The organism is Persicobacter diffluens, from assembly GCF_036244895.1.
Lineage (GTDB): Bacteria > Bacteroidota > Bacteroidia > Cytophagales > Cyclobacteriaceae > Persicobacter > Persicobacter diffluens.
Window position 1 is genome coordinate 3,549,860 of sequence record NZ_BQKE01000001.1, and the last position, 20,849, is coordinate 3,570,708.

Genomic DNA, 20,849 nt, shown 5'->3' on the forward strand with positions numbered 1-20,849 from the left:
TAATAATACCGATAAAAACCCTTAAAAGTTATTCAATTGACCAAATTTTCAGCTATTTCCTATAATTTGGATAGGTTTTTGTTGGGCCGATTTTTCATTTCTGCCCTGAACAAAATACGATAAATATCTAACACTCAGCACATACCTCTCAAATTTCTTTTTCCTCCTAAAAAAAATACCCATGTAATAAATTACAGAGAATTTTAATCTAACTATTGCGCAAATAACACCTAAGAAAAGGACAAATTGATTTCCAGTACCAAAATACTAGGTGGAAGATTGTGAATAAGTTTTGAAAGTATTTCCTTTGCCTAATTAGATGCAATTGAAATGCATCGGCTGTTTTAGAACTAAAAACTTTGTGTAAAGTGGCAGAATCAAAAAGGACAAAAATTAAAGCCCTGCTCACAGGAGAGCAGGTAGATGTAAATGTTCGCGTAAAAGGCTGGGTAAGAACCAAAAGGGGGAATAAAAATGTATCCTTCATTGCCTTAAACGATGGATCATGTCTTGCTAACCTTCAGATTGTTGCTGATCCTAATAATATTTCGGAAGATATTTTGAAGCGCATCACTACCGGTGCCTGTATTTCCGCTGAGGGTCAATTAGTCGCTTCACAAGGTGCCGGACAGAAAGTAGAGCTTAATGCCGAGACCATTGAAGTGTTAGGGGAGGCTGATCCGGAGACTTATCCATTACAGCCTAAGCGCCATAGCTTGGAGTTTTTAAGAGAAATTGCACACCTGCGCCCTCGCTCCAATACTTTCGGTGCGATAATGCGTGTGCGTCATGCCATGATTTTCGCCGTCCATAAATTCTTCCATGATAAAGGATTTGTGAACGTACATACTCCAATCATCACCGGTTCAGATGCCGAGGGAGCAGGAGAAATGTTCCGCGTTACGACCATGGATTTGGCCAACCCTCCAAAAGATGAGGAAGGCAATATTGACTTCAAGCAGGATTTTTTCGGTAAGGAAACCAACCTGACAGTATCCGGTCAGCTCGAGGCTGAATTAGGCGCTATGGCACTAGGGGAAGTTTATACTTTCGGTCCGACATTCCGTGCAGAAAATTCTAATACCACTCGTCACCTTGCGGAATTCTGGATGATTGAGCCGGAGGTAGCTTTTGCCGACCTGGAAGACAATATGGATTTGGCAGAGGAGTTCCTGAAGTTCCTGGCGAAATACGCATTGGACAACTGCCGTGAAGATTTGGAGTTCCTAAAGGAGCGCGCGCTACAGGAGGAGAAAAACCTTCCTGCAGATAAGAAAAACGAATTGAATCTGATTGAAAGATTAGAGTTTGTGGCCAACAACGATTTCCAACGCCTGACTTATACAGAGGCGATTGATATCCTGAAAAACTCTAAGCCAAACAAGAAAGGTCGTTTCCAATATAAAATTGAAGAGTGGGGTGCTGATTTGCAATCCGAGCATGAGCGTTTCTTGGTAGAGAAGCACTTCAAAAAGCCGGTAATTTTAACAGACTACCCGGCCAAAATCAAGGCCTTCTACATGCGTTTGAACGAAGACGAGAAAACCGTTGCCGCCATGGACATTTTGTTCCCGGGTATTGGCGAGATCGTTGGAGGTTCTCAGCGTGAGGAACGTTATGAGGTATTGGTAGAGAAAGTGAAGGCCATGGGTATTCCGGAAGAGCACGTTTGGTGGTACCTGGATACCCGTAAATTCGGAACGGCTCCTCATGCCGGATTCGGTCTTGGATTTGAGCGTTTGATCTTGTTCGTAACGGGCATGACCAACATTCGCGACGTAATTCCATTCCCACGTACTCCTGGTACGGCGGAATTTTAACCCGAATTATTCACCGCTAGATTTAGTAGATCACCTTAAGCAACTTATTTTCACCCTGATAAGATCGTTCTTACTAAATTATTAGTAGCCCAAATTGGAGCAAGCTTGCTTTCTCCTCATTCATCTGCTTCGTTGGAAAAAAATGAAATAGGGAACTATTCCTTCATTTTTCCCGCCTTGCAGCTAAACGAGGATTTAAGCATGAATAATCCGAGTTAAGAAAATATTAACCATAAGAAAAAGGCAGTGAAAATTCATCACTGCCTTTTTTTTCGTAGATAGGTTAGCGTTGGTAATAAATATCTTTGATTGGGTAAGCTAATCTACGTTTTTCTTGATCATCGTCTGTCTTTGCTGCGTCCCCTCCTCGGTTATGGAGCGCGCAAAAAATTGCAGCAGCAATAGCATAAGGATGAATCCGGTTCCGCTTAATACCCCTTCCCATTTCATTCCCTGAACAAACATTTCATTCAGACACCAAAGGGAAAGCGGCATTAGAATAACCAGAAACAACCGCTTGACTTGAATTGGTAAAAAATCCATCTTTCTAAAAATAATAGAAGCTTATTTTAAAATAACAATAACTTTTTAATAACACAAGCTTCACATCCACTCAAAATTTCAATATTTTAAGTCAATTCTTAAAAATGAGCTTCTTTTAAGAATTATCCAAATGATGTCACAAATCACAAGGAAGTGCGACTTAAAACCAATCCAGGCCATAATATCCTCTGAGAGGTGAACAGGTCAAACTGCCAGCCCTTCCCCAGGTTTGATGCTGATGAACTATTTTGAAAATAATCCAAATTTGAAATAATTAAGCCGGAATACACCTGCTTAAATACTCGTTCAGCTGCAAGGCGGAAAAAATGATGGAATAGTCCTCTATTATATTTTTTCCAACGAAGCAGATGGAGCGGGAGAAAGCAAGATTGCACAAAAATGGGCTATTAATAAATTAGCAGGCGCAATCTTATTATTCTCAAAATAAACCACTTAAGAGGAGGGACTAAATCCAGCGGTGAATAATTCGGCTTAATACTGTCTATGGGGTTGCTCGCTGGCAAAAAAAGCTCAAATTGAAAATCAAGCCCTTCTTTTTTTTAGCGATCCACTAAATGGTGATTTAAGTTTGAATAATCCGGATTAAAAATCCTTAAATTTGCCCCGCTTCAGCATGATCCTTTGGTCAAAGTCTCTAAGGGAAAGCAGCTGATCTAAGAAATAATACCAAAAAAATATAATTGCACAATGTGGAATCAATTCGCCCAATTTGTACTTAGGTACCGACTGGCCCTGATCATGATCATCGGGGTAATCACGGTATTCATGTATTATCAGGGGAAAGATATTGAGATGAGCTACGAATTTGGTAGCACCGTTCCGAAGACCGATTCGGAAATGATTACTTTTTTAAATTTCAGAGAAGACTTCGGGGAAGATGGCAACTTGCTTGCCATTGGAATGAAAGACAGCGCTGTTTATGAGCTGGAAAATTTCCGCCGACTGAAGTACCTGGGTGAGGAGCTGAACAAAATTCGGGGCGTCAATGAGGTGATGTCCATCCCCCGAATGGTGCATCTGGTGAAGAATACTGAGCTCACGAAATTTGAAGCGAAATCCATTTTTGAGCAATTTCCGGACAATCAACACGACCTGGACAGCCTGCTAGGGATTGTGGGCAATCAGCAATTATACACCGGGCAGATGATCAATATGGATAATGGCGCCAACCTGCTGCTCCTTTCCATTAATAAGGACATCCTGAATTCCAAAAAGCGCTTTCAGTTGATGGATGACATCCGCATGGCCTGTGATCAGTTCAGCGAAGCCACGGACATCAAGCTGCATTATGCCGGATTGCCATTCGTGCGAACGGAAAATGCCCGCATGGTGCAAAAGGAAATGGTGATGTTCCTGATCCTTTCGGTGCTGGTCACCGGACTCATTATGCTTTACTTCTTCCGTTCCTGGGATGCGGTACTCTTCCCGTTGATCATGATCGGGGTAATCGTGATCTGGTGTGCCGGAACGCTGGGCATACTGGGTTATAAAATCACGATTCTGACGGGTGTCATTCCGCCCATTATCGTGGTCATAGGAATTCCGAACAGTATTTACCTGTTGAATAAATACCATCAGGAAATCCTGAAAACGGGAGATAAATACAAGGCCTTAACTTCAGTAATCAGTAAAATTGGTGTGGTAACCTTCCTGACCAACTTCACCACCGCAGTCGGCTTCGGTGTGTTGGCTTTTACTGATATCAAAATTCTGAAAGAATTCGGTACCGTAGCAGGCATTAATATTATCGCCACTTTCTTTGTGAGCATCATTTTCATTCCGGCAGTATTCAGCTATTTACCCAAGCCGGAATTGAAGAGGTTAGGCCATTTGAATAAAAAAGGGCTGAATAAAATCCTCAATGGCATAGACCTGATGGTGCACCGCCATCGCTATTCTGTACTGGTAGGAGCGGCTGCCATCATCGTGGTTTCTGTGATCGGTTTGTACAAAATCAAGGCGGTTTCTTTTATGGTGGATGATGTGCCGGATCACAGTGAGGTAAAGCAGGATTTGCTTTGGCTGGAGAAAAACTTTGCCGGAATCATGCCGCTGGAAATTGTGGTAGACACCGGAAAGAAAAAGGGCGTAATGAAAGAATCCATCTGGAAAAAAGTGGATAAGCTCGAGCGTGTACTGGAGCAGAACCCGAATATTTCCAGCCCGATTTCCATTGTGGAATTTATCAAAATGGCCCGGCAATCCTATTATAATGGCAATCCGGATTATTACGATTTACCCAAAAGAGATAAGAATTTTATCCTGCGCTATCTGCAGGGACAGGACGATAACTCCGGATTTCTGAACAGCTTTGTGACAGAAGACGGTCGCAAGATGCGCATCTCTTTCAAGGTAGCCGATATCGGATCGCACGAATTACATGATCTGGTAGAGGAGGTGGTAAAACCACAAGTAGAAGAAATTTTTGGTGGTAGCAGCAAAGTAACGGTCACGCCAACCGGCACCACGCTCTTATTTGTGAAGGGAAACAGCTTCCTGATTGACAACCTGAAGTCCTCCATGCTTTTGGCTTTTGTGATTATTTCCATCATTATGGCCATTTTGTTCGGACGCTTCCGCATCATCCTGATCTCCCTGATCCCGAATATGATTCCGCTATTGGTAACCGCAGGCATCATGGGATTTGTGGGCGTAGCTCTGAAGCCGAGTACCGCTTTGGTGTTCAGTATTGCCTTTGGTATTTCTGTGGATGACTCCATTCACTATCTGGCCAAATACCGACAGGATCTTTATGAAGATAATTTCTTTGTTCCCAAAGCCATCAGCAGATCCATTCATGAAGTGGGTGCGAGTATGATTTATACCTCCATCGTATTATTCTTCGGATTTATCATCTTCGGATTTTCAGAATTTGGTGGCACGCAGGCCTTGGGGCTCTTAACTTCCATGACGCTTCTGATTGCCATGAGTACTAACCTGATCATCCTTCCGGCATTATTAATGGTGTTTGATAATGGAAAGAGAAGTAAGGCGGATGAACATCTCCTGATTGATGATGTAGAGTTTTACCATGAGCATGACGACGAAGAAATCAATATTTCCTCCATCAAAATAAAGAAAGAGGGAGAGGAGTAAACCTCATAAAAAAGGCAGTCTTTCCGGATTGCCTTTTTTTTATACCCGAAAACCGAACACCATAAAATCATCCACCTGCTCGGCCCCTTGCTGCCAATCATTAAAAAAGGTTTCCAGGGCCTTAGACTGCTCCTGCATGGGAAAGGTGGTGTGCTTCAAAAGTTCAGACTTGAATCTTTTCAATTTCATTTTCTCCCCGTCTTGCCCGTTCACCTGATCATAAAATCCATCCGTAAAAAGGTAAACAGCATCTCCCTTGTTCAACTTAACGCTATGGCTTACAAAAGGGACCTCCACCACATGAGCCCCCACAGGTTGCCGGCTGCCCTTCACTATTTGTAGGCCCTGTTGACCAATTACCCACACTGGGTTATAAGCCCCGCTGTATTCCAACTCATAACGCTCAGGGTCAAATATCAGAATCGCCCCATCCATACCCTCTTGCCCCAAATCCAGCTGTTCTCCTTTGCCCAGGGCTGCCTTCATTCTCCGGCGTAATTCGTCCATCAAAAGGGCAGGATCTGCCGCACCGAAATCTTTGGCCACGTTTTCCATCAGACCAATGGCCAGCATACTCATAAAGGCCCCGGGCACTCCATGCCCCGTACAATCTGCTAATAACAACATCAGTTTTCCTTCCACCACCTTGAGCCAGAAAAAATCTCCGCTCACCACATTGCAGGGACGCTCCAGTAAAAAATAATCTTCTACATAAGGGCTTAGGATCTCCGGGGAGGGAATCACCGCTTTTTGTAGCTGCTGCGCATATTGAATGCTTTCATTCACCCGGTCTCTTTGATATTCCAGTTCTTCCTTCTGTCTCATTAATGCATTACGCTGCTCCCCAATCTCCTGCTTTTGATGGGTTAGTTTCTCATTGGCGTCCAGTATCTTTTGCTCCATTCGAAAAGCTTCTTTCACGAACAAAAAAATCATCAATGAGGTAAAGCCCACAAAGAGGGATATATTAAACAGGAAAAAAGAATGTCTCAGCCATGCGGGCAGGGGGGATTCCAGGTAAAGACCGGAGGTCCAAATGTAGAACCCAAAATATGCCAAGGAGAAGAATGCACTGATCAATACCCTTTCCACAATGGGGTATTTATAAAATATGAAGCTTAGAATTACGGGTAGCAGCAGATAAATATGGAATCCTGTGGACAAACCCAGATAAAAAGTCGCCATCACGGCATGTACAATCAGTTCTCCAAAATTCAGAATGGCCACCAGATTGAACTTCCTGAAATGAGCGGCCCAAAAGGTCAGCAGATATAAAGGAATACTAAAATAAAGATTAAGCGCGGCCATTTCCTCCGCTCCGAAGTACCGAAATAGTAATAGAAAAAATAAGTGAATAAGCCCGGCCAATAAACAGGAAAACTTCATGATGCGCTCATATCGGGCCACATCACTGCTGGCTTCAGGCATAAAAAAGGCGGTCCCAAAATGGGATTGGCTCAGGGGAATACTCATAATTGGGTTGGTTGGACTGTTGAGGCGTAGCGACTCGCTGATAGGTCATTTATTTGACCATTTGACTTGAAAATGAAAATCTGATTTTTTTTTCAGGAATCAAAATAGATTTTTTAGTAAGCTAAACTTCTCAAATTTATCATTTTAAATTCTATTGCTTAACTTAGCGGAACTTTTTTGGGAAGGTCTGCTTTGGACTTTCCCAAGCTGTTTTTTGCGCCTAATTCTAATGCCAATATAGATCAATGCAGTATAAAGAATACAAACAGGTAGATTTCGCTCAAGTAGGGCGCGATGTACTTCAAGAATGGAAAGATAAAGCTACTTTCGACAGTTCTGTGAAATTGCGCGAGGGAGCTCCTGAATTCGTGTTTTTTGAGGGTCCTCCTTCAGCAAACGGAACTCCGGGAATTCACCACGTGATGGCCCGTACGGTGAAAGATATTTTCTGTAGATACAAAACCCTGAAAGGCTTCCAGGTGAAGCGTAAAGGGGGATGGGATACGCACGGATTGCCCGTAGAGCTTCAGGTAGAAAAAGAATTAGGCATTACGAAAGAAGATATCGGGAAGTCCATCACCGTTGAGGAATACAATCAACGTTGCCGTGAGTCGGTAATGAAATTCAAGGATCAATGGGATGAGCTGACTGAAAAAATGGGTTATTGGGTGGATTTGGATGATCCGTACATCACCTTTGACCGCAAATACATGCAGACGCTTTGGAGCTTGTTGAAAAAGCTTTATGACAAAGGTTTGCTTTATAAAGGATATACCATCCAGCCTTACTCTCCGGCGGCAGGTACCGGATTGTCTTCGCACGAATTGAACCAGCCAGGGACTTACCGTGATGTAAAAGACACTTCAATCACCGCGCAATTCAAGTTGAAAGGTTCGGAGAATGAATTCTTCCTGGCCTGGACGACAACTCCATGGACGCTATCTTCCAATGCGGCTTTGGCGGTTGGAAAGAACATCGACTATGTGAAGGTGCGTACTTTCAACCCTTACACTTTCAAGGAGATTTTCGTGATTTTGGCGAAGAACCGTTTCAACGCGTACTTCAATGCTAAAAATGCCGAATTGAAAATTGAAGACTACAACGAAGGAGACAAGAATATTCCTTTCGAAGTAGTAGGCGAATACAAAGGAAGTGAATTGGTAGGGCAGGCTTATGAGCAATTGATGCCTTACGTTCAGCCGGTGAAAAATGCGGAGAAAGCTTTCCACATCATCGAAGGGGACTTCGTAACCACTGAAGATGGTACCGGTATCGTTCACATTGCGCCTACTTTTGGTGCGGATGACCAACGCGTCGCTTTCCAGGCGGGTGTTCCTGCGATCACCATTTTGGATGAAAAAGGAAATGAGTTACCACTAGTAGACAAGACCGGTCGTTTCGTGAAAGAAATGGGCGAGTTTGGCGGTCAGTTCGTGAAAGCGGATTATGAAGACGAGTCGGTAACTTCTGCCAAAGATTATAAGAATGTGGATGTTTTGATTTCCATCAAATTGAAAGAGGAAAACAGAGCATTCAAAGTAGAAAAATACGAGCACAGCTACCCACACTGCTGGAGAACAGACAAGCCTGTATTGTATTATCCATTGGATTCCTGGTTCATCAAAACCACCGAATACAAGGATCAGTTGGTGGCTTTGAACAAAACCATTAACTGGAAACCGGGCTCTACCGGATCCGGTCGTTTCGGTAACTGGTTGGAGAACCTGGTCGACTGGAACCTTTCCCGTTCCCGTTACTGGGGTACGCCACTTCCTATCTGGAGAACAGAAGATGGAGAGGAAGAAATCTGCATCGGTTCTATTGCAGAATTGGCGGCGGAAGTAGAAAAATCGAAAGCTGCCGGATTCATGACTGAGTCTCTTGCGGAAGATTTCGACTTGCACCGTCCATATGTAGACGATGTGGTATTGGTTTCTGCTTCCGGTAAGCAAATGTTCCGTGAGCCGGACCTGATCGACGTTTGGTTCGATTCCGGTGCGATGCCATACGCGCAATGGGGTGCATTAGCGGATGAAGTAAATGCTGCTGAGGCTAAATATACCGCTGACTTTATTGCGGAAGGTGTTGACCAGACACGTGGTTGGTTCTTTACCCTGCACGCTTTGAGCACCATGTTGTACGACAAAGTGGCTTTCAAAAACGTAATTGCGAACGGTCTGGTATTGGATAAAAATGGAAACAAGATGTCCAAGCGTTTGGGCAACGGTATTAATCCATTTGAAATCATCGACCTGCACGGCCCGGATGCGGTACGTTGGTACATGATCTCCAACGCGAACCCATGGGATAACCTGAAATTTGATCCGGATGGCGTTACGGAAGTAAAACGTAAGCTTTTCGGTACCCTTCAGAATACTTACAACTTCTTCGCCCTTTATGCGAACTTGGATGGCTTCACTTACGGTCAGGATATCGTTGCGGTAGAAAACCGTACGGAGTCAGATCGTTGGATCATTTCCCGTTTGAACTCTTTGATCAAATTGGTAGATGAAAACCTGGAGGCTTACGAGCCTACGCGTGCCGCACGTGCGATTCAGGATTTCGTCAACGATGATCTTTCAAACTGGTACGTTCGTCTGAACCGTAAACGTTTCTGGAAAGGGGAATTCAATGAAGACAAAAAAGCGGCTTACCAAACCTTGCATGAGTGTTTGTTGACCGTAGCACAATTGAGTGCGGCTTTCGCTCCATTCTATATGGATACGCTTTTCCAAAACCTGACGGCAGGCATGGAAGGCACTGCGGAATCTGTTCACTTAACCAACTTCCCGACTGCCGACGAAGCACATATTGATGCAGATCTGGAAGCTAAAATGACTTTGGCGCAATCGGCTTCTTCTTTGGTACACTCCCTTCGTAAGAAAGAGAAAATCAAAGTACGTCAGCCATTGCAGCGCGTGATGATCCCGGCATTGGATGATACTTTCAAGGCACATGTTGTGGCGGTGGAAGACATCATCAAGAATGAGGTGAACGTGAAAGAAGTAGAAGTTATTGACGATACTTCCGGTATTTTGGTAAAAAACATCAAGCCTAACTTCAAGACTTTGGGTAAGGCGTATGGTCCGAGAATGAAGGATATCGCCAAGGCAATTGGTGGTTTCCAACAGGAGGATATCGCCAAAATCGAAGCAGACGGCCAGTACGTTTTAGCTTTGGAAGGCGGAGACATCACTTTGACCCTGGAAGATGTGTTGATCACTTCTCAGGATATTCCAGGCTGGTTGGTAGCCAACGAAGGCGCTTTAACGGTAGCTTTGGATATCAACTTAACCGATGAATTGAAAGAAGAAGGCCTGGCGCGTGATTTAGTAAACCGTGTTCAGAATATCCGTAAGGATATGGGCTTGGAGATTCAGGATAAAATCAAAATCGCCATTTTGGAAGAGGAAACCATCACTAAGGCGGTGGCTTCAAACAGAGATTATATCACTACCGAAACACAAGCTACGGCTTTGGAATTGGTAGCAACCCTTTCAGACGGCACGCCATTGGATATCGATGGCCTGACGGTAACTTTGAAAGTGTCGAAATAAAAAACAAAAGAGGATACTTTGCTGGTATCCTCTTTATTTTTTTGCTAATTCGTTTCGGTTTTAGAGCGTGTTAAAAAACCAAAATTCGCAACGAAAATTTGATTATTGCGGAAGCGGTACCCGATTTTTTTGAGAGAATAGCATCGCTATTGTTGAGAAATTATCCGAAATCACTTCCAATAATTCGAATTTGCAGCCGGATGGAGGGCTTTTAAAAATACGCTTAGTAATGATTTTTTGAATCAAGGCTCCTGCCTGGTTTTTTAAATAGATTTCTACAATGAAATACGGAAAATATTTCCTGATTGCGCTGGCCGTAATCATTCTGGACCAGATCGTGAAAATGGCGGTTCATTTCAATATGCCATTGGGATCGGCGGGTCAGATTCAAGTTTTTGGAGACTGGTTCAAGCTACACTATACCCTGAATCCCGGCATGGCCTTCGGTATGCAGCTGGGTTCTGATTATGGAAAATTAATCCTGACCTCCTTCCGCCTGGTTGCGATGTTTGGAATAGGCTGGTATTTGGTTCATTTAGCCAAAAAAGGAGCACATACCGGTTTATTAGTTTGTATTGGATTAATTCTGGGAGGTGCTATCGGTAATTTGGTCGACAGTATATTCTATGGTGTTTTGCTGGACAATGCCCCATATAATGCTCCCAGCCCCTGGTTCCACGGACAAGTCATCGACATGTTCTACTTCGATATCTGGGAAGGCTATATGCCCGACTGGTTGCCGCTTTGGGGTGGAAAATACATGGCTTTTTGGCCGATTTTCAATGTGGCAGATTCCGCCATCTTTATTGGCGTAGCACTGATCATTTTGTTCCAAAAGAAATTTTTAGTGACAGCATCCGGTGAAAGAATCGGATAGAGAAAAATATATTTCTATATCAAACGCCAATCCTTGATTTGAGGGTTGGCGTTTTTTTTTGTCTTTCCGGAAAGAGAAACCAATAAGATGACTAGCTATTTCAAAATTTGACCTCCGAGCATAAGATATTAAAAATCTGTTTTTTTTGCTGCTTCAATTAATTTAGTCATTTCTGCTTTTAGGTCAGATGGAGGGACTTCTGACCAATTTCGATCCAACTCTTCATAATCAAGGTCAATTAATGGGGATTGAATTTCAGCTATTAATGATTGATGATCCAAAATTGCTTTATGCTGATCCCATACCTCAAGAAGAAGGGCGGGCTGCTTGGTCAATAGTTGAAGGAGGAGTGTGGCGCTGAATTCAGAAAATTCAATATTATTTTTACAACGGTCATCAAAAGTTAATAGAAAGTCCAAGACATATTCTGCTGTAGGGGCATCTAGTGATTGATTCAACTGCAAACAATAGTCTATGTTGCATTCGTAAAGGTCAAGGGTATCCAAAAGATGCGGTTTTCGTCCATCCCGAAAGTAAACAACCGGAATATCTTCAGAGTAATCATAACCGGCAAATAGATAATTTTCCTGGTTGTATTTTTTTGACTTCCCATAATCCATCAAGACCTTGCCCTCCACCATTTCATATACTTTGAAGGGTGAATAGGTACCCAATTTAGCATCAATCGAATCGATCTCTTGAAAGGTCTGCACAAAAGAAGATGATCCAATGATCTCCAAAATGCCATTTCCATCCAAATCCTCTATGGATGAGACTTGAAATTCTTGATCAAAAACAATCTTTGGAAGCTTATCGGTCAAGGCAAAAATAGTGGTCTGAACAGGACAACAGCTGTACTGTGTTCCTGAAAGCAGGAGGTAGTTAACTTCTTCACTTCTGGTCAAAAACAATTTATCAGAGCTGATTTCATTATTTTTCGCTGTCCAGATGAGCGTATCCCATGCTGTTTCCCCTTGAAAAGACATGGTATCGGCATTAATGCTGAAAAGGATTTTTTTGAATATCCCCGGATCCCCAAGCGGAGGCTCTAATAAAAATATAGTATCCAGATTTCCATCGTTGTTAAGATCATAAGATAATACTTCCACCAACTGCTCAGGATCAATGGTCAGTCGAATCGGAATCTTTTCAGCAGATGACTCATTCCGCTGTTTATTTGCATGCCTCGCGTCCTTAGGCGCACAGGCAAAAAGTATAAATACTGAAAAAAGCAGAGGTATTCTTCTCATAGGTATAAAGCACAACATTTTTGATATAAATGTACCACTGATTGCATAAAGAAATTCAATGGCGTAAATTACATCATTAATCTTATTTAAAATATTAATATTATGATCAAGGGTAGAAAAATAAGCAAACCTTTTCCACTATTGGCCATCCTGTTTTTCATGGGAATAGCAGTCGGTTATTTTTTTCACACCGACATTCGGGAGGCTAAAGAAGATTTTATGAGAGGTTTCTCCGGAGCCCGGGAAAAAACATCTGTGGAAATTACGGAGTAAATAAAAACCTCACCGGACAGACCAGCCTTAATCCATTGGCTCAATTTCCTTTAACCTATTGACTCCGGAAGTTAATCCTCTATGACGTTCCTTTTTTTATTACTCCTCATTACAGGCAGCCTCGCCATTTTCCATTTCCTGACCAACAGAAAATCAAAAACCGAACTCTCCGCTTTAAAAACAGATTTCGCAAATTTAGACAAGGTCAAGCCCAATCCTCATGACTTCCGCCTGTATGACCGGTATTTTGGAGATCCCCATTCCTGCATTTCAGCGCAAACGCAACAAGACCTGAATTATGAATCGGTCATCCCCTATATCAACCATTGCCTCACAGAGGCTGGAAGTAATTATTTATATCACATCTGTAAGCAATTTCAATATGAGCAAAAGGACGGCTTAACCCATTACGCCCGATTTCTTCAAGAAAATACCATGGCAAGAAATGAACTCCTGGAAGCCCTTTGGGGTCTGAGAAAGGTGAAGGTAGCGGCTTTTTTAAAATACCTCCACTATTGCCCTGCTCACACTCCATGGTATTTCAATTATGCCTTTATTTCCTCTTTTGCTTTTCTGAGCTGCCTGATTTCAGGATTCTACCTCCCCACATTTTGGCTACTCCTTGTCCCGATATTTATAATCAACCTCCTGATCCACCTTTCTGGAAAATCATTCTTTACCGGCCTCACCTCAACCTTGAACACCCTCCGGCTTTTAAGCCGCTTTCATCAAAAAACAAGAAATAATCCGGAGCTACAGCGCTTTATAAAGAAGCTGGATTTGAAAAAAATAAATCGAATCAGCGCCATTCCCCTCGCCTTTGGCCCACTATCAATAGAAAATGAACTGGCCATCCTCTTTTGGTACCTGAAAGAACTCCTGAATATTGCCTTGTTAATCGAGGTCAATTTGGCTGCGGTATCCAATGCTCAAATTCGGCAGCACAAAAGCACCCTGTTGTCGTTATTCGAGCTAACCGGCTTCTCAGACACCGCCTTATGCCTTGCTTACTTAAAAACAAAAACGGGAATAACTGAAAGCCGGATTATTTCTGATAAGGCTATCTATGCGGAGGAAATCCGTCACCCACTAGTAAAAGATTGTGTGCCAAATTCCCTGACCATCACGCAAAACATGATGCTTTCCGGAGCTAATATGACGGGAAAAAGTACCCTGATCAGGACAATGGGCATAAATATGCTCCTTTCCAATAATCTTGGTATCGCTTTTGCCAAAACTTTCCATCATTATCCCTTCGCGGTTTTTTCCTCCATGTCCATCAAGGACAGCCTTGCCAGGAATTCCAGTTATTTCAATGAAGAAGTGGAAAGCCTGAAGCATATTCTTGAGTACCCGGCCGCTCATAAGCTTATTCTGCTGGATGAACTCTTTAAAGGAACCAATACCAATGATCGCATCCATTACGGCGCATCGGTGTTAAATTACCTTGCCGATCAACCGCATAAAATTATCATTTCCACCCACGACCTGGAACTGGAAAATGCACTGAATGATGCTTTCCGGCATTTTTGTATGGGCTTTGAAATACGGGAAGGCAGCCTGATTTTCAACTATAAGCTTTCCGGAAAGACCGGCAACCATCAAATTGTTCCTTTTATCCTTCAAAAACATGGGTTTCCCGAAGAAATCCTTCAGATGAGTCACGCTTCCACAATTTCCCCAGGACGTCCATCAAAAGAAAATTCACAGCGTTTAAGTAGGTTATTAAAAAGTTAAATACTGTTAAATAGTTGAGATCCAATATCTTGTATCTTATATTAGGTTAACATCAAACGATTTATCATGCAACGGTTCACTCAGCTCCTATTGAAATTTTCCTTTGCCCTGGCCATCGTATTCAGCCTTGCATATGATGCTTTGCAGCAAATAGATCATGTCAAAGTCGAATTAAAAGTCCAAAAAGCTTTGGCCTACCATTGTCCGGATACGCCATGGGCAGATGTTAATGTGGGTAAAATAAAAGCGGAAATGGTTAATCCTATCGCTATGGCCAGTCAGTTTTTCCAGTTTAATGCATTGGACCTGAAAATTTACGATTTCCTGGGACATCAGCTGGTGCTAAAAACTTATGTCAATCATCCTGGATTCCAACCGGATCCTTGTGAGGCCTATTTCCATACCAAATCCCTTCGATTGGAATGTCCGGGCCCCTGTCAGGAAGGCTCCATTTTTAACTATGCGGTGGTTTATTCTTAAACCGAATTATGCATGCTTAACCCGGATTATTCATGCTTCAATCCTCTTTTAGCTGCAAGGCGGGAAAAATGAAGGAATAGTCTCCTATTTCGAGTTTTTTCCAAAGAAGCAAATGAATGGGGAGACAGCAAACTTACCCCAATTTGAGCTATCAGAAATTTAGCAGGTTAAATTATACCCAATTGACAAACAAGCCTTTGTAGTGAACCCTAAAACTAGCGGTGAATAATTCGGGTTAAAAATCAGGAAAACTGCTACAACATACTGAAATCAGGTTTCCTGATTAGCTTTACAAGAGGGATGGTGCACCATTAAGGTTAAGCTTAGCGGTCCACTTCTCCCAATACCACATCAATAGAGCCCATAATCGCAATCAAGTCGGCCAACATGGTGCCTTTTGACAAAGCGGGCAAAATAGATAAATTCACAAAGGAGGCTGATCTTGCCTTGCAACGCAATGGTTTATCGGCACGGCCGTCTGCTTCAAAATAGAATCCCAATTCTCCCTTAGGACTCTCCCCGCGGAAGTACAGGCTTTGCGCCTTCGGTCGTATCCTTTTAGGTACAATGGCTTGCGGATCAAATTCCTTATCCCGTTTATAATCTCCCTGAAGGCGTTCCAGGCATTGCTCAATGATCTTTACAGATTCTTTACATTCCTGCGCACGCACCCAGGAACGATCCCAGCAATCTCCGGTGGTACCCATTTCACCGTTGCCCACCGGAATATCAAATTCCAGTTCCGGATAAACCGAATAGGCATCTACCCGGCGAAGGTCATATTTCAATCCGGAAGCGCGCAGCATCGGACCGGTAATGCCATAATTAATGGCCAGATCTCTCGGCAATACCCCCACATTGGCGGTACGCTCCACATAAATTTTATTCTCAATCAACAGCTTATCCGTCTCCACCAATTTCGGTTTCAGATAATCGATAAAGGCTTTACACTGTTTTTCAAATCCTACCGGAAGGTCATAATACAAACCACCCACCCAAATGTAGTTGTACAGCATACGCGCGCCACAAACCCATTCCAGCAATCTCAGAATATGTTCCCGATCGCGCATCATCCACAAGAAAGGCGTTGTCGCACCGATATCCAGACCATAGGTTCCTAAAGCCACAAAGTGGGAAGCAATCCGGTTCAATTCCGACACCAAAACCCGGATATACTCCGTACGCTTCGGAATTTGGTCGGTAATGCCCAGCATTTTCTCCACGCCCATACAGTAAATGTGCTCATTATTCATGGCCGTCATATAATCCATCCGATCCACATAAGGGATGATCTGATTATACATCAACGCTTCCGCATGCTTCTCAAAACAGCGGTGCAAATAGCCCAAATGCGGCACCACATCCACGATAATCTCCCCATCGGTGACCACTTCCAAACGCAAAACGCCGTGTGTGGAAGGGTGCTGTGGACCGATATTGATGATCATCTCCTGATGCTTCAAATCTCCTTCGCCGTATTTCGCCGGCTCGGAAATATTCAGATGTTGGGGATCATATTGGTATTGAATCTTATTCGCCATCGTCTTGCTGTCGGAAAATTAATACTTCACTTTTATGCCATGATAATACTCCTGCGCCTCATAATCCTTGCGCATTGGATGCCCCTCCCAGTCGGCAGGAAGGAGAATTCTCCTCAAATCCGGATGATCACTGAAATGAATCCCATAAAGGTCAAAAGCCTCTCTTTCATGCCAGTCTGCCGTTTTCCATAAGTCTGAAACGGTGGCAATTTTCGGTGCTTCCTCCTTTTCCTCATTCCTCGGCAATTTCACCTTAATCATCAAATGGTGATTGTACGGAATAGAGTACAGGTTGTAGACCACACCCAGCGTGCCGGCTTTGGGCCCGTCATCTGTTCCGGAAAGGCAAGAGAGCTGATCAAAATACAGTTCCTCTTCATCTTTCAGAAAAGCACAAAGCGGATGGATATTTTCTGCGGCCACCGTGATAGAGTGGGGGTGATCCTGCAAATGCTGCGAAAGGATCATTTCCTCCCCGAATCGGGCGGTAATACGATTGACGATTTCTTCAAAATTCATGATTGACCAATTCAGGGACTACATTTCTTTTAATAATTCCTCTACGGCAGTCGGAGCCATCAGGCTTTCCTGTCGGATTTTTTCCTGTAACTTCAAAAAACCACCGATCAGTGCCTCCGGTCTGGGCGGACAACCCGGCACATAAACGTCTACCGGGATAATGCGATCCACGCCTTTCACCACATGATAGCCATGGTCCCAATAAGGGCCTCCACAGTTGGAGCAGGAGCCCATAGAAATCACATAGCGGGGCTCCGCCATTTGCTCATACAATCTGCGGATCCGATCCGCCATTTTGAAAGTTACCGTGCCGGCTACAATCATCACATCAGACTGTCTTGGTGTTCCTCTTGGAAAAACGCCCAGCCGGTCCAAATCATAATTAGAAGCATAGGCACCCATCATTTCAATGGCACAGCAAGCCAGTCCGAAGCCCATCGGCCACAGGGAAGAAAGACGCGCCCAATTCAATAAATCATCTACCTTGGTCACAATCACGCCACCCTTGGTAAATTCCTGATCCAATAATCCCATTGTAAAAGTTTTAAGGGTGGTTTAATAACGATTATTCACCGCATCATACAACTGATCCGGTACTTTGGTATCCACTTTGGGCGGAATCACCTCCGGCTTATCCCAATTCAGGAATCCCTTGCCCCAGGCGTAAGCCAGTCCCAATACCAAAATAAAGATAAAGACGAACATCTCCACGATAGCAAACCAGCCCCACATGCCGTCGGTTTCTGCGATCAATTGTGCATCACCAAAGACCGTGGCCCATGGAAATAAAAAGATAATTTCTACTTCAAAGAGAATAAACAGCAATGCGACAATATAAAAGCGCATATTGAACTGGCCCCAGGCGGTGCCTACGGTATCTTCTCCGGACTCGTAAGTGGTATTTTTCTCCTCATTAGGACGATGCGGACGAAAAAGCCAGGAGCCGAAATAGGTCAGCAGTACGAAAAGTACCGAACCGATGATATATAAGAGAATTTCTCCGAAAGCGGAGACTTCAGTGGCGATCATAACGAAATGTTGATATAAAAATGCACTAATGCAAGACAAAGCTAATGAGCTCCCTGAAAAAATGAAAATGCCAATTTTTAAAAGATCGGAAATGTCACTTTGATGTCGAAATAATTACAATCCAAACAAATATAATTTGGCTTGTTGAGAATTAAGTCCTTAATTCTCTCCCATCGGAAAATCAGGATCAATGGGATCTCCTAGATCAAAGTATTTATAATGCCCGTTCATCCGGATCCGGCGTTTGGCCTCATTGAACTGTTTGGCAATGGGAATGGTCGCCTTCAAGTGTTCGATCAAATAATGCTGGCGTCCCTTTTCTTCTTCAATCTTCAGCAACTCATACTTTTGTTCCAGGGACAAGCCCAAATAGTGGCCAATACCAAAAGCTTTGGGCTGCTGATTGAATTCTACCCGTCCCACCATTTCTAAGGACTGGAAAAACTCCCGCACCTTTTCCTTAAGTTCCAGCACTTTATCCTCATCCACCTCCATATCATTATCCAAATAGCGTACTAAGCCAGCAGAATATTCTCTGGAAGTCTTTACTTCATCAAATTCTTCCACAATAAAAGCTCTTTGCCCCATCACCTGAATGTCCATTCTGCCATCCGGATACACTTTGTTAATCGCACGCAAATACACAGAGGTACCATACATCTTTTCATTATCCACTGCCGACAGGATTCCAAATAAACGATCACCCCGCAGGCAATCGTGTACCATTTGCTTATACTTTCTTTCGAAAATATGCAGGTTCACTTTCTCCGAGGGAAAAACCACAATTTTGAGGGGAAATAATGGGATGTATGATTGTAGCATATTTTTTTAACGGCTTGATTTAGTCCTTTGATTATAGAAATGACCAATAATAAACAGAAAAAGCGGATCTAAACACTCACCACCTGCTCTCCTATTTTTCGCTCTTAACCAGGAAAAATCGATTAAGAAATTAACGCATTTAAATTCCATATTATTCAAGTTCAAAGCGTTAGATTACAATCAATCATTTTTGGCATGGCCTTTGGAATATAGCAACAAGTATCCTAAAAAAAATACAAGGACTCAAAACTTAACGATTATGAAAAAGCTGAAATTTATTTTCTCAGGTTTGTTCTTACTTTTGGCTTTCCAAAGCCAGGCTCAGGTTCACCTCATCCCCGCTGCTGGGGTTACCATAGCAAAACCAAATGATGATGCATTCAATGCAAAAGCCGGCTATAAATTTGGAGCCAGTGTTCGCATCGGGGATAAATGGTTTATTCAACCAGGACTTTTCTATACCAAATACAGCAGCGAGGTAGACCTGAATGACCTTCAAGCTACCCAAAGCACAAGTAATATATCTTTCGATCAGACCGGCTGGGAAGTTCCTGTGATGGTAGGTTATCAATTCATCAATTCTGATATGTTTAAATTCCGTGCCTATGCCGGACCTCAGGTAGGTTTTGGCTACAAAACAGATGGAAATAATTTTGCCGATGTCTTTGATACCCAATCTACCCAATGGGCCGTGAAAGCTGGTTTAGGGGTAGACGTCCTTTTCTTCACATTAGATGCTGATTACGGCTGGGGGCTGACGGATAATTTTAAATTGGATCAGGCCTTCTCCAACAGTTCTTTTCAAAACAGATCTTTTAACATCACGCTGGGTGTTCGGATATAGGATCACCCCCGCTTCCCAGTAAAAAACGGGGCTCCATGATGGGGCTCCGTTTTTTTTTAATAATTCAAACTCGCCTGATAGGTGGGGGACTTTTGGTAATAGAATTTATTGTTTTTAGTAAGCGGAAAATTCAAGCTAATAGCCCAAACATTAGCATTAATACCCTGATAAGGCATCAAAATATTTCCATCCAAATCTACCGTCTGGAAATCTTTGTTCAGAAAATTATTCAAATAATACTGCACCTTCAAATGCGTTCCCGATGGGAAAACTACTCCTGCAAAAAGGCCATGCATCAGTCTAGGAGCACGATCGGAAAACCAATGACGACGAACGCTTTCCTTTTCGCCATTCAAAAACAACTTCTCCTTATAATGAATGGGCACTTCAAATGAATAGCCCCCATAAAAATGCCATTTATTCAATTTCCCGAATTTAAGGGCAATAGGGATTTCAAGATTATAAGTGCGGTGTTTGATACGCTGTTTAATATCCGGATAACTAGCGATAAAGCCCATATTTTTCACTCCGATACCTGTGAACAGTCCAAAATGTCGATTAAAATCAAAATGGTAATGGGTATGAATATTAAATACCGGTGCCCACCGAAGGGGGCTTTCACTGCTAAGACCTTCATTATTCAGATCCGCATAAGAAAAAATCATTTCTAATTCGGTCTGAGAATAATACAGTCTTCCCTGGCCCAAAACAGGAGATTTAAACCATAAGGTCAAAAGCATCAGCCATAGGGCATATTTCGAAAAGAGGGTAGTTTTTGGCATTTACTTGAATTCAGTAAAAAAAGAAAACGTTTGGAAGCAAGCCTCCTGATATTAACCCGAATTATTCACCGCTAAATTCATCAACCATGCACAAGTAGTTTATTTTAAGCTTATTATAATATATTTTCTTTGATTTATAATAGCCCCAATTTAGGCAAGCTTGATTTCTCCTCATTCATCTGTTT

Annotated in this window: 17 protein-coding genes; 8 read left to right on the forward strand and 9 right to left on the reverse strand. The window is 42.8% G+C overall.

Annotation, left to right across the window (positions count from 1 at the left end; all coding sequences use genetic code 11):
* Positions 1–368 precede the first annotated feature (368 nt).
* Complete coding sequence (asnS, locus tag AAA970_RS14690) at positions 369–1,820, forward strand: asparagine--tRNA ligase (RefSeq protein ID WP_053406466.1); 1,452 nt, start codon at positions 369–371, stop codon at positions 1,818–1,820.
* Between the two features lie 318 nt (positions 1,821–2,138).
* On the opposite strand, the gene AAA970_RS14695 is transcribed toward asnS, so the two are convergent.
* Positions 2,139–2,363 carry a hypothetical protein gene (locus AAA970_RS14695; RefSeq protein WP_053406465.1) on the reverse strand — a complete coding sequence of 75 codons (225 nt, stop codon included), beginning with the start codon at positions 2,361–2,363 and terminating at the stop codon, positions 2,139–2,141.
* Positions 2,364–3,071: 708 nt separating this feature from the next.
* On the opposite strand from AAA970_RS14695, the gene AAA970_RS14700 reads away from it, so the two are divergent.
* Entirely contained in the window at positions 3,072–5,480 is a 2,409-nt protein-coding gene (locus tag AAA970_RS14700) for an efflux RND transporter permease subunit (protein ID WP_053406462.1), read from the forward strand.
* Between the two features lie 39 nt (positions 5,481–5,519).
* On the opposite strand, the gene AAA970_RS14705 is transcribed toward AAA970_RS14700, so the two are convergent.
* The gene (locus AAA970_RS14705) at positions 5,520–6,953 is read right to left on the reverse strand and encodes a PP2C family protein-serine/threonine phosphatase (protein WP_338237651.1); all 1,434 of its coding nucleotides are present in this window, start codon (positions 6,951–6,953) and stop codon (positions 5,520–5,522) included.
* A gap of 245 nt (positions 6,954–7,198) precedes the next feature.
* Between AAA970_RS14705 and ileS the strand changes: the two genes are divergently transcribed.
* Together ileS and AAA970_RS14715 are read left to right on the forward strand one after the other, a co-directional pair.
* Positions 7,199–10,510: an isoleucine--tRNA ligase gene (gene ileS, locus AAA970_RS14710; RefSeq protein ID WP_338237652.1), complete on the forward strand. Its 3,312-nt coding sequence runs from the start codon at positions 7,199–7,201 to the stop codon at positions 10,508–10,510.
* A 280-nt stretch (positions 10,511–10,790) separates the two neighbouring features.
* Positions 10,791–11,387, forward strand: coding sequence for a lipoprotein signal peptidase (locus AAA970_RS14715; RefSeq protein ID WP_338237653.1), 597 nt, complete (start codon positions 10,791–10,793; stop codon positions 11,385–11,387).
* 128 nt (positions 11,388–11,515) lie between these two features.
* Here AAA970_RS14715 and AAA970_RS14720 read toward each other — a convergent pair whose 3' ends face one another.
* On the reverse strand, positions 11,516–12,637 hold the full coding sequence (locus AAA970_RS14720) for a hypothetical protein (RefSeq protein ID WP_338237654.1): 1,122 nt from the start codon (positions 12,635–12,637) through the stop codon (positions 11,516–11,518).
* 102 nt (positions 12,638–12,739) lie between these two features.
* Between AAA970_RS14720 and AAA970_RS14725 the strand changes: the two genes are divergently transcribed.
* The 3 genes from AAA970_RS14725 (at position 12,740) to AAA970_RS14735 (ending at position 15,127) form a co-directional block, all read left to right on the forward strand.
* On the forward strand, positions 12,740–12,910 hold the full coding sequence (locus tag AAA970_RS14725; protein ID WP_338237655.1) for a hypothetical protein: 171 nt from the start codon (positions 12,740–12,742) through the stop codon (positions 12,908–12,910).
* A gap of 81 nt (positions 12,911–12,991) precedes the next feature.
* Complete coding sequence (locus AAA970_RS14730) at positions 12,992–14,647, forward strand: MutS-related protein (RefSeq protein WP_338237656.1); 1,656 nt, start codon at positions 12,992–12,994, stop codon at positions 14,645–14,647.
* 66 nt (positions 14,648–14,713) lie between these two features.
* Complete coding sequence (locus AAA970_RS14735; protein ID WP_338237657.1) at positions 14,714–15,127, forward strand: hypothetical protein; 414 nt, start codon at positions 14,714–14,716, stop codon at positions 15,125–15,127.
* Positions 15,128–15,450: 323 nt separating this feature from the next.
* On the opposite strand, the gene AAA970_RS14740 is transcribed toward AAA970_RS14735, so the two are convergent.
* The 5 genes from AAA970_RS14740 to AAA970_RS14760 all read right to left on the reverse strand — a co-directional run bounded on the left by AAA970_RS14740 (position 15,451) and on the right by AAA970_RS14760 (position 19,038).
* Complete coding sequence (locus AAA970_RS14740; protein ID WP_338237658.1) at positions 15,451–16,668, reverse strand: NADH-quinone oxidoreductase subunit D; 1,218 nt, start codon at positions 16,666–16,668, stop codon at positions 15,451–15,453.
* An 18-nt stretch (positions 16,669–16,686) separates the two neighbouring features.
* Positions 16,687–17,187 carry an NADH-quinone oxidoreductase subunit C gene (locus AAA970_RS14745; RefSeq protein WP_338237659.1) on the reverse strand — a complete coding sequence of 167 codons (501 nt, stop codon included), beginning with the start codon at positions 17,185–17,187 and terminating at the stop codon, positions 16,687–16,689.
* 18 nt (positions 17,188–17,205) lie between these two features.
* The gene (gene nuoB, locus AAA970_RS14750; RefSeq protein ID WP_053406453.1) at positions 17,206–17,721 is read right to left on the reverse strand and encodes an NADH-quinone oxidoreductase subunit NuoB; all 516 of its coding nucleotides are present in this window, start codon (positions 17,719–17,721) and stop codon (positions 17,206–17,208) included.
* A gap of 21 nt (positions 17,722–17,742) precedes the next feature.
* Positions 17,743–18,216: an NADH-quinone oxidoreductase subunit A gene (locus tag AAA970_RS14755; protein WP_060684978.1), complete on the reverse strand. Its 474-nt coding sequence runs from the start codon at positions 18,214–18,216 to the stop codon at positions 17,743–17,745.
* Between the two features lie 159 nt (positions 18,217–18,375).
* Entirely contained in the window at positions 18,376–19,038 is a 663-nt protein-coding gene (locus tag AAA970_RS14760; protein WP_338237660.1) for an LON peptidase substrate-binding domain-containing protein, read from the reverse strand.
* Between the two features lie 259 nt (positions 19,039–19,297).
* Here AAA970_RS14760 and AAA970_RS14765 point away from each other — a divergent pair, with 259 nt between their 5' ends.
* Positions 19,298–19,882, forward strand: a complete 585-nt coding sequence (locus tag AAA970_RS14765; protein ID WP_338237661.1) for a porin family protein — start codon at positions 19,298–19,300, stop codon at positions 19,880–19,882.
* Positions 19,883–19,938: 56 nt separating this feature from the next.
* Here AAA970_RS14765 and AAA970_RS14770 read toward each other — a convergent pair whose 3' ends face one another.
* Positions 19,939–20,664, reverse strand: a complete 726-nt coding sequence (locus AAA970_RS14770; protein WP_338237662.1) for a hypothetical protein — start codon at positions 20,662–20,664, stop codon at positions 19,939–19,941.
* Positions 20,665–20,849 lie beyond the last annotated feature (185 nt).

Excerpts from the sequence above, each read along its gene's own strand:
- AAA970_RS14695 (WP_053406465.1), bottom strand. The coding sequence starts at position 2,363 with ATGGATTTTTTACCAATTCAAGTCAAGCGGTTGTTTCTGGTTATTCTA.
- AAA970_RS14700 (WP_053406462.1), top strand. The coding sequence starts at position 3,072 with ATGTGGAATCAATTCGCCCAATTTGTACTTAGGTACCGACTGGCCCTG.
- AAA970_RS14705 (WP_338237651.1), bottom strand. The coding sequence starts at position 6,953 with ATGAGTATTCCCCTGAGCCAATCCCATTTTGGGACCGCCTTTTTTATG.
- ileS (WP_338237652.1), top strand. The coding sequence starts at position 7,199 with ATGCAGTATAAAGAATACAAACAGGTAGATTTCGCTCAAGTAGGGCGC.
- AAA970_RS14715 (WP_338237653.1), top strand. The coding sequence starts at position 10,791 with ATGAAATACGGAAAATATTTCCTGATTGCGCTGGCCGTAATCATTCTG.
- AAA970_RS14720 (WP_338237654.1), bottom strand. The coding sequence starts at position 12,637 with ATGAGAAGAATACCTCTGCTTTTTTCAGTATTTATACTTTTTGCCTGT.
- AAA970_RS14725 (WP_338237655.1), top strand. The coding sequence starts at position 12,740 with ATGATCAAGGGTAGAAAAATAAGCAAACCTTTTCCACTATTGGCCATC.
- AAA970_RS14730 (WP_338237656.1), top strand. The coding sequence starts at position 12,992 with ATGACGTTCCTTTTTTTATTACTCCTCATTACAGGCAGCCTCGCCATT.
- AAA970_RS14735 (WP_338237657.1), top strand. The coding sequence starts at position 14,714 with ATGCAACGGTTCACTCAGCTCCTATTGAAATTTTCCTTTGCCCTGGCC.
- AAA970_RS14740 (WP_338237658.1), bottom strand. The coding sequence starts at position 16,668 with ATGGCGAATAAGATTCAATACCAATATGATCCCCAACATCTGAATATT.
- AAA970_RS14745 (WP_338237659.1), bottom strand. The coding sequence starts at position 17,187 with ATGAATTTTGAAGAAATCGTCAATCGTATTACCGCCCGATTCGGGGAG.
- nuoB (WP_053406453.1), bottom strand. The coding sequence starts at position 17,721 with ATGGGATTATTGGATCAGGAATTTACCAAGGGTGGCGTGATTGTGACC.
- AAA970_RS14755 (WP_060684978.1), bottom strand. The coding sequence starts at position 18,216 with ATGATCGCCACTGAAGTCTCCGCTTTCGGAGAAATTCTCTTATATATC.
- AAA970_RS14760 (WP_338237660.1), bottom strand. The coding sequence starts at position 19,038 with ATGCTACAATCATACATCCCATTATTTCCCCTCAAAATTGTGGTTTTT.
- AAA970_RS14765 (WP_338237661.1), top strand. The coding sequence starts at position 19,298 with ATGAAAAAGCTGAAATTTATTTTCTCAGGTTTGTTCTTACTTTTGGCT.
- AAA970_RS14770 (WP_338237662.1), bottom strand. The coding sequence starts at position 20,664 with ATGCCAAAAACTACCCTCTTTTCGAAATATGCCCTATGGCTGATGCTT.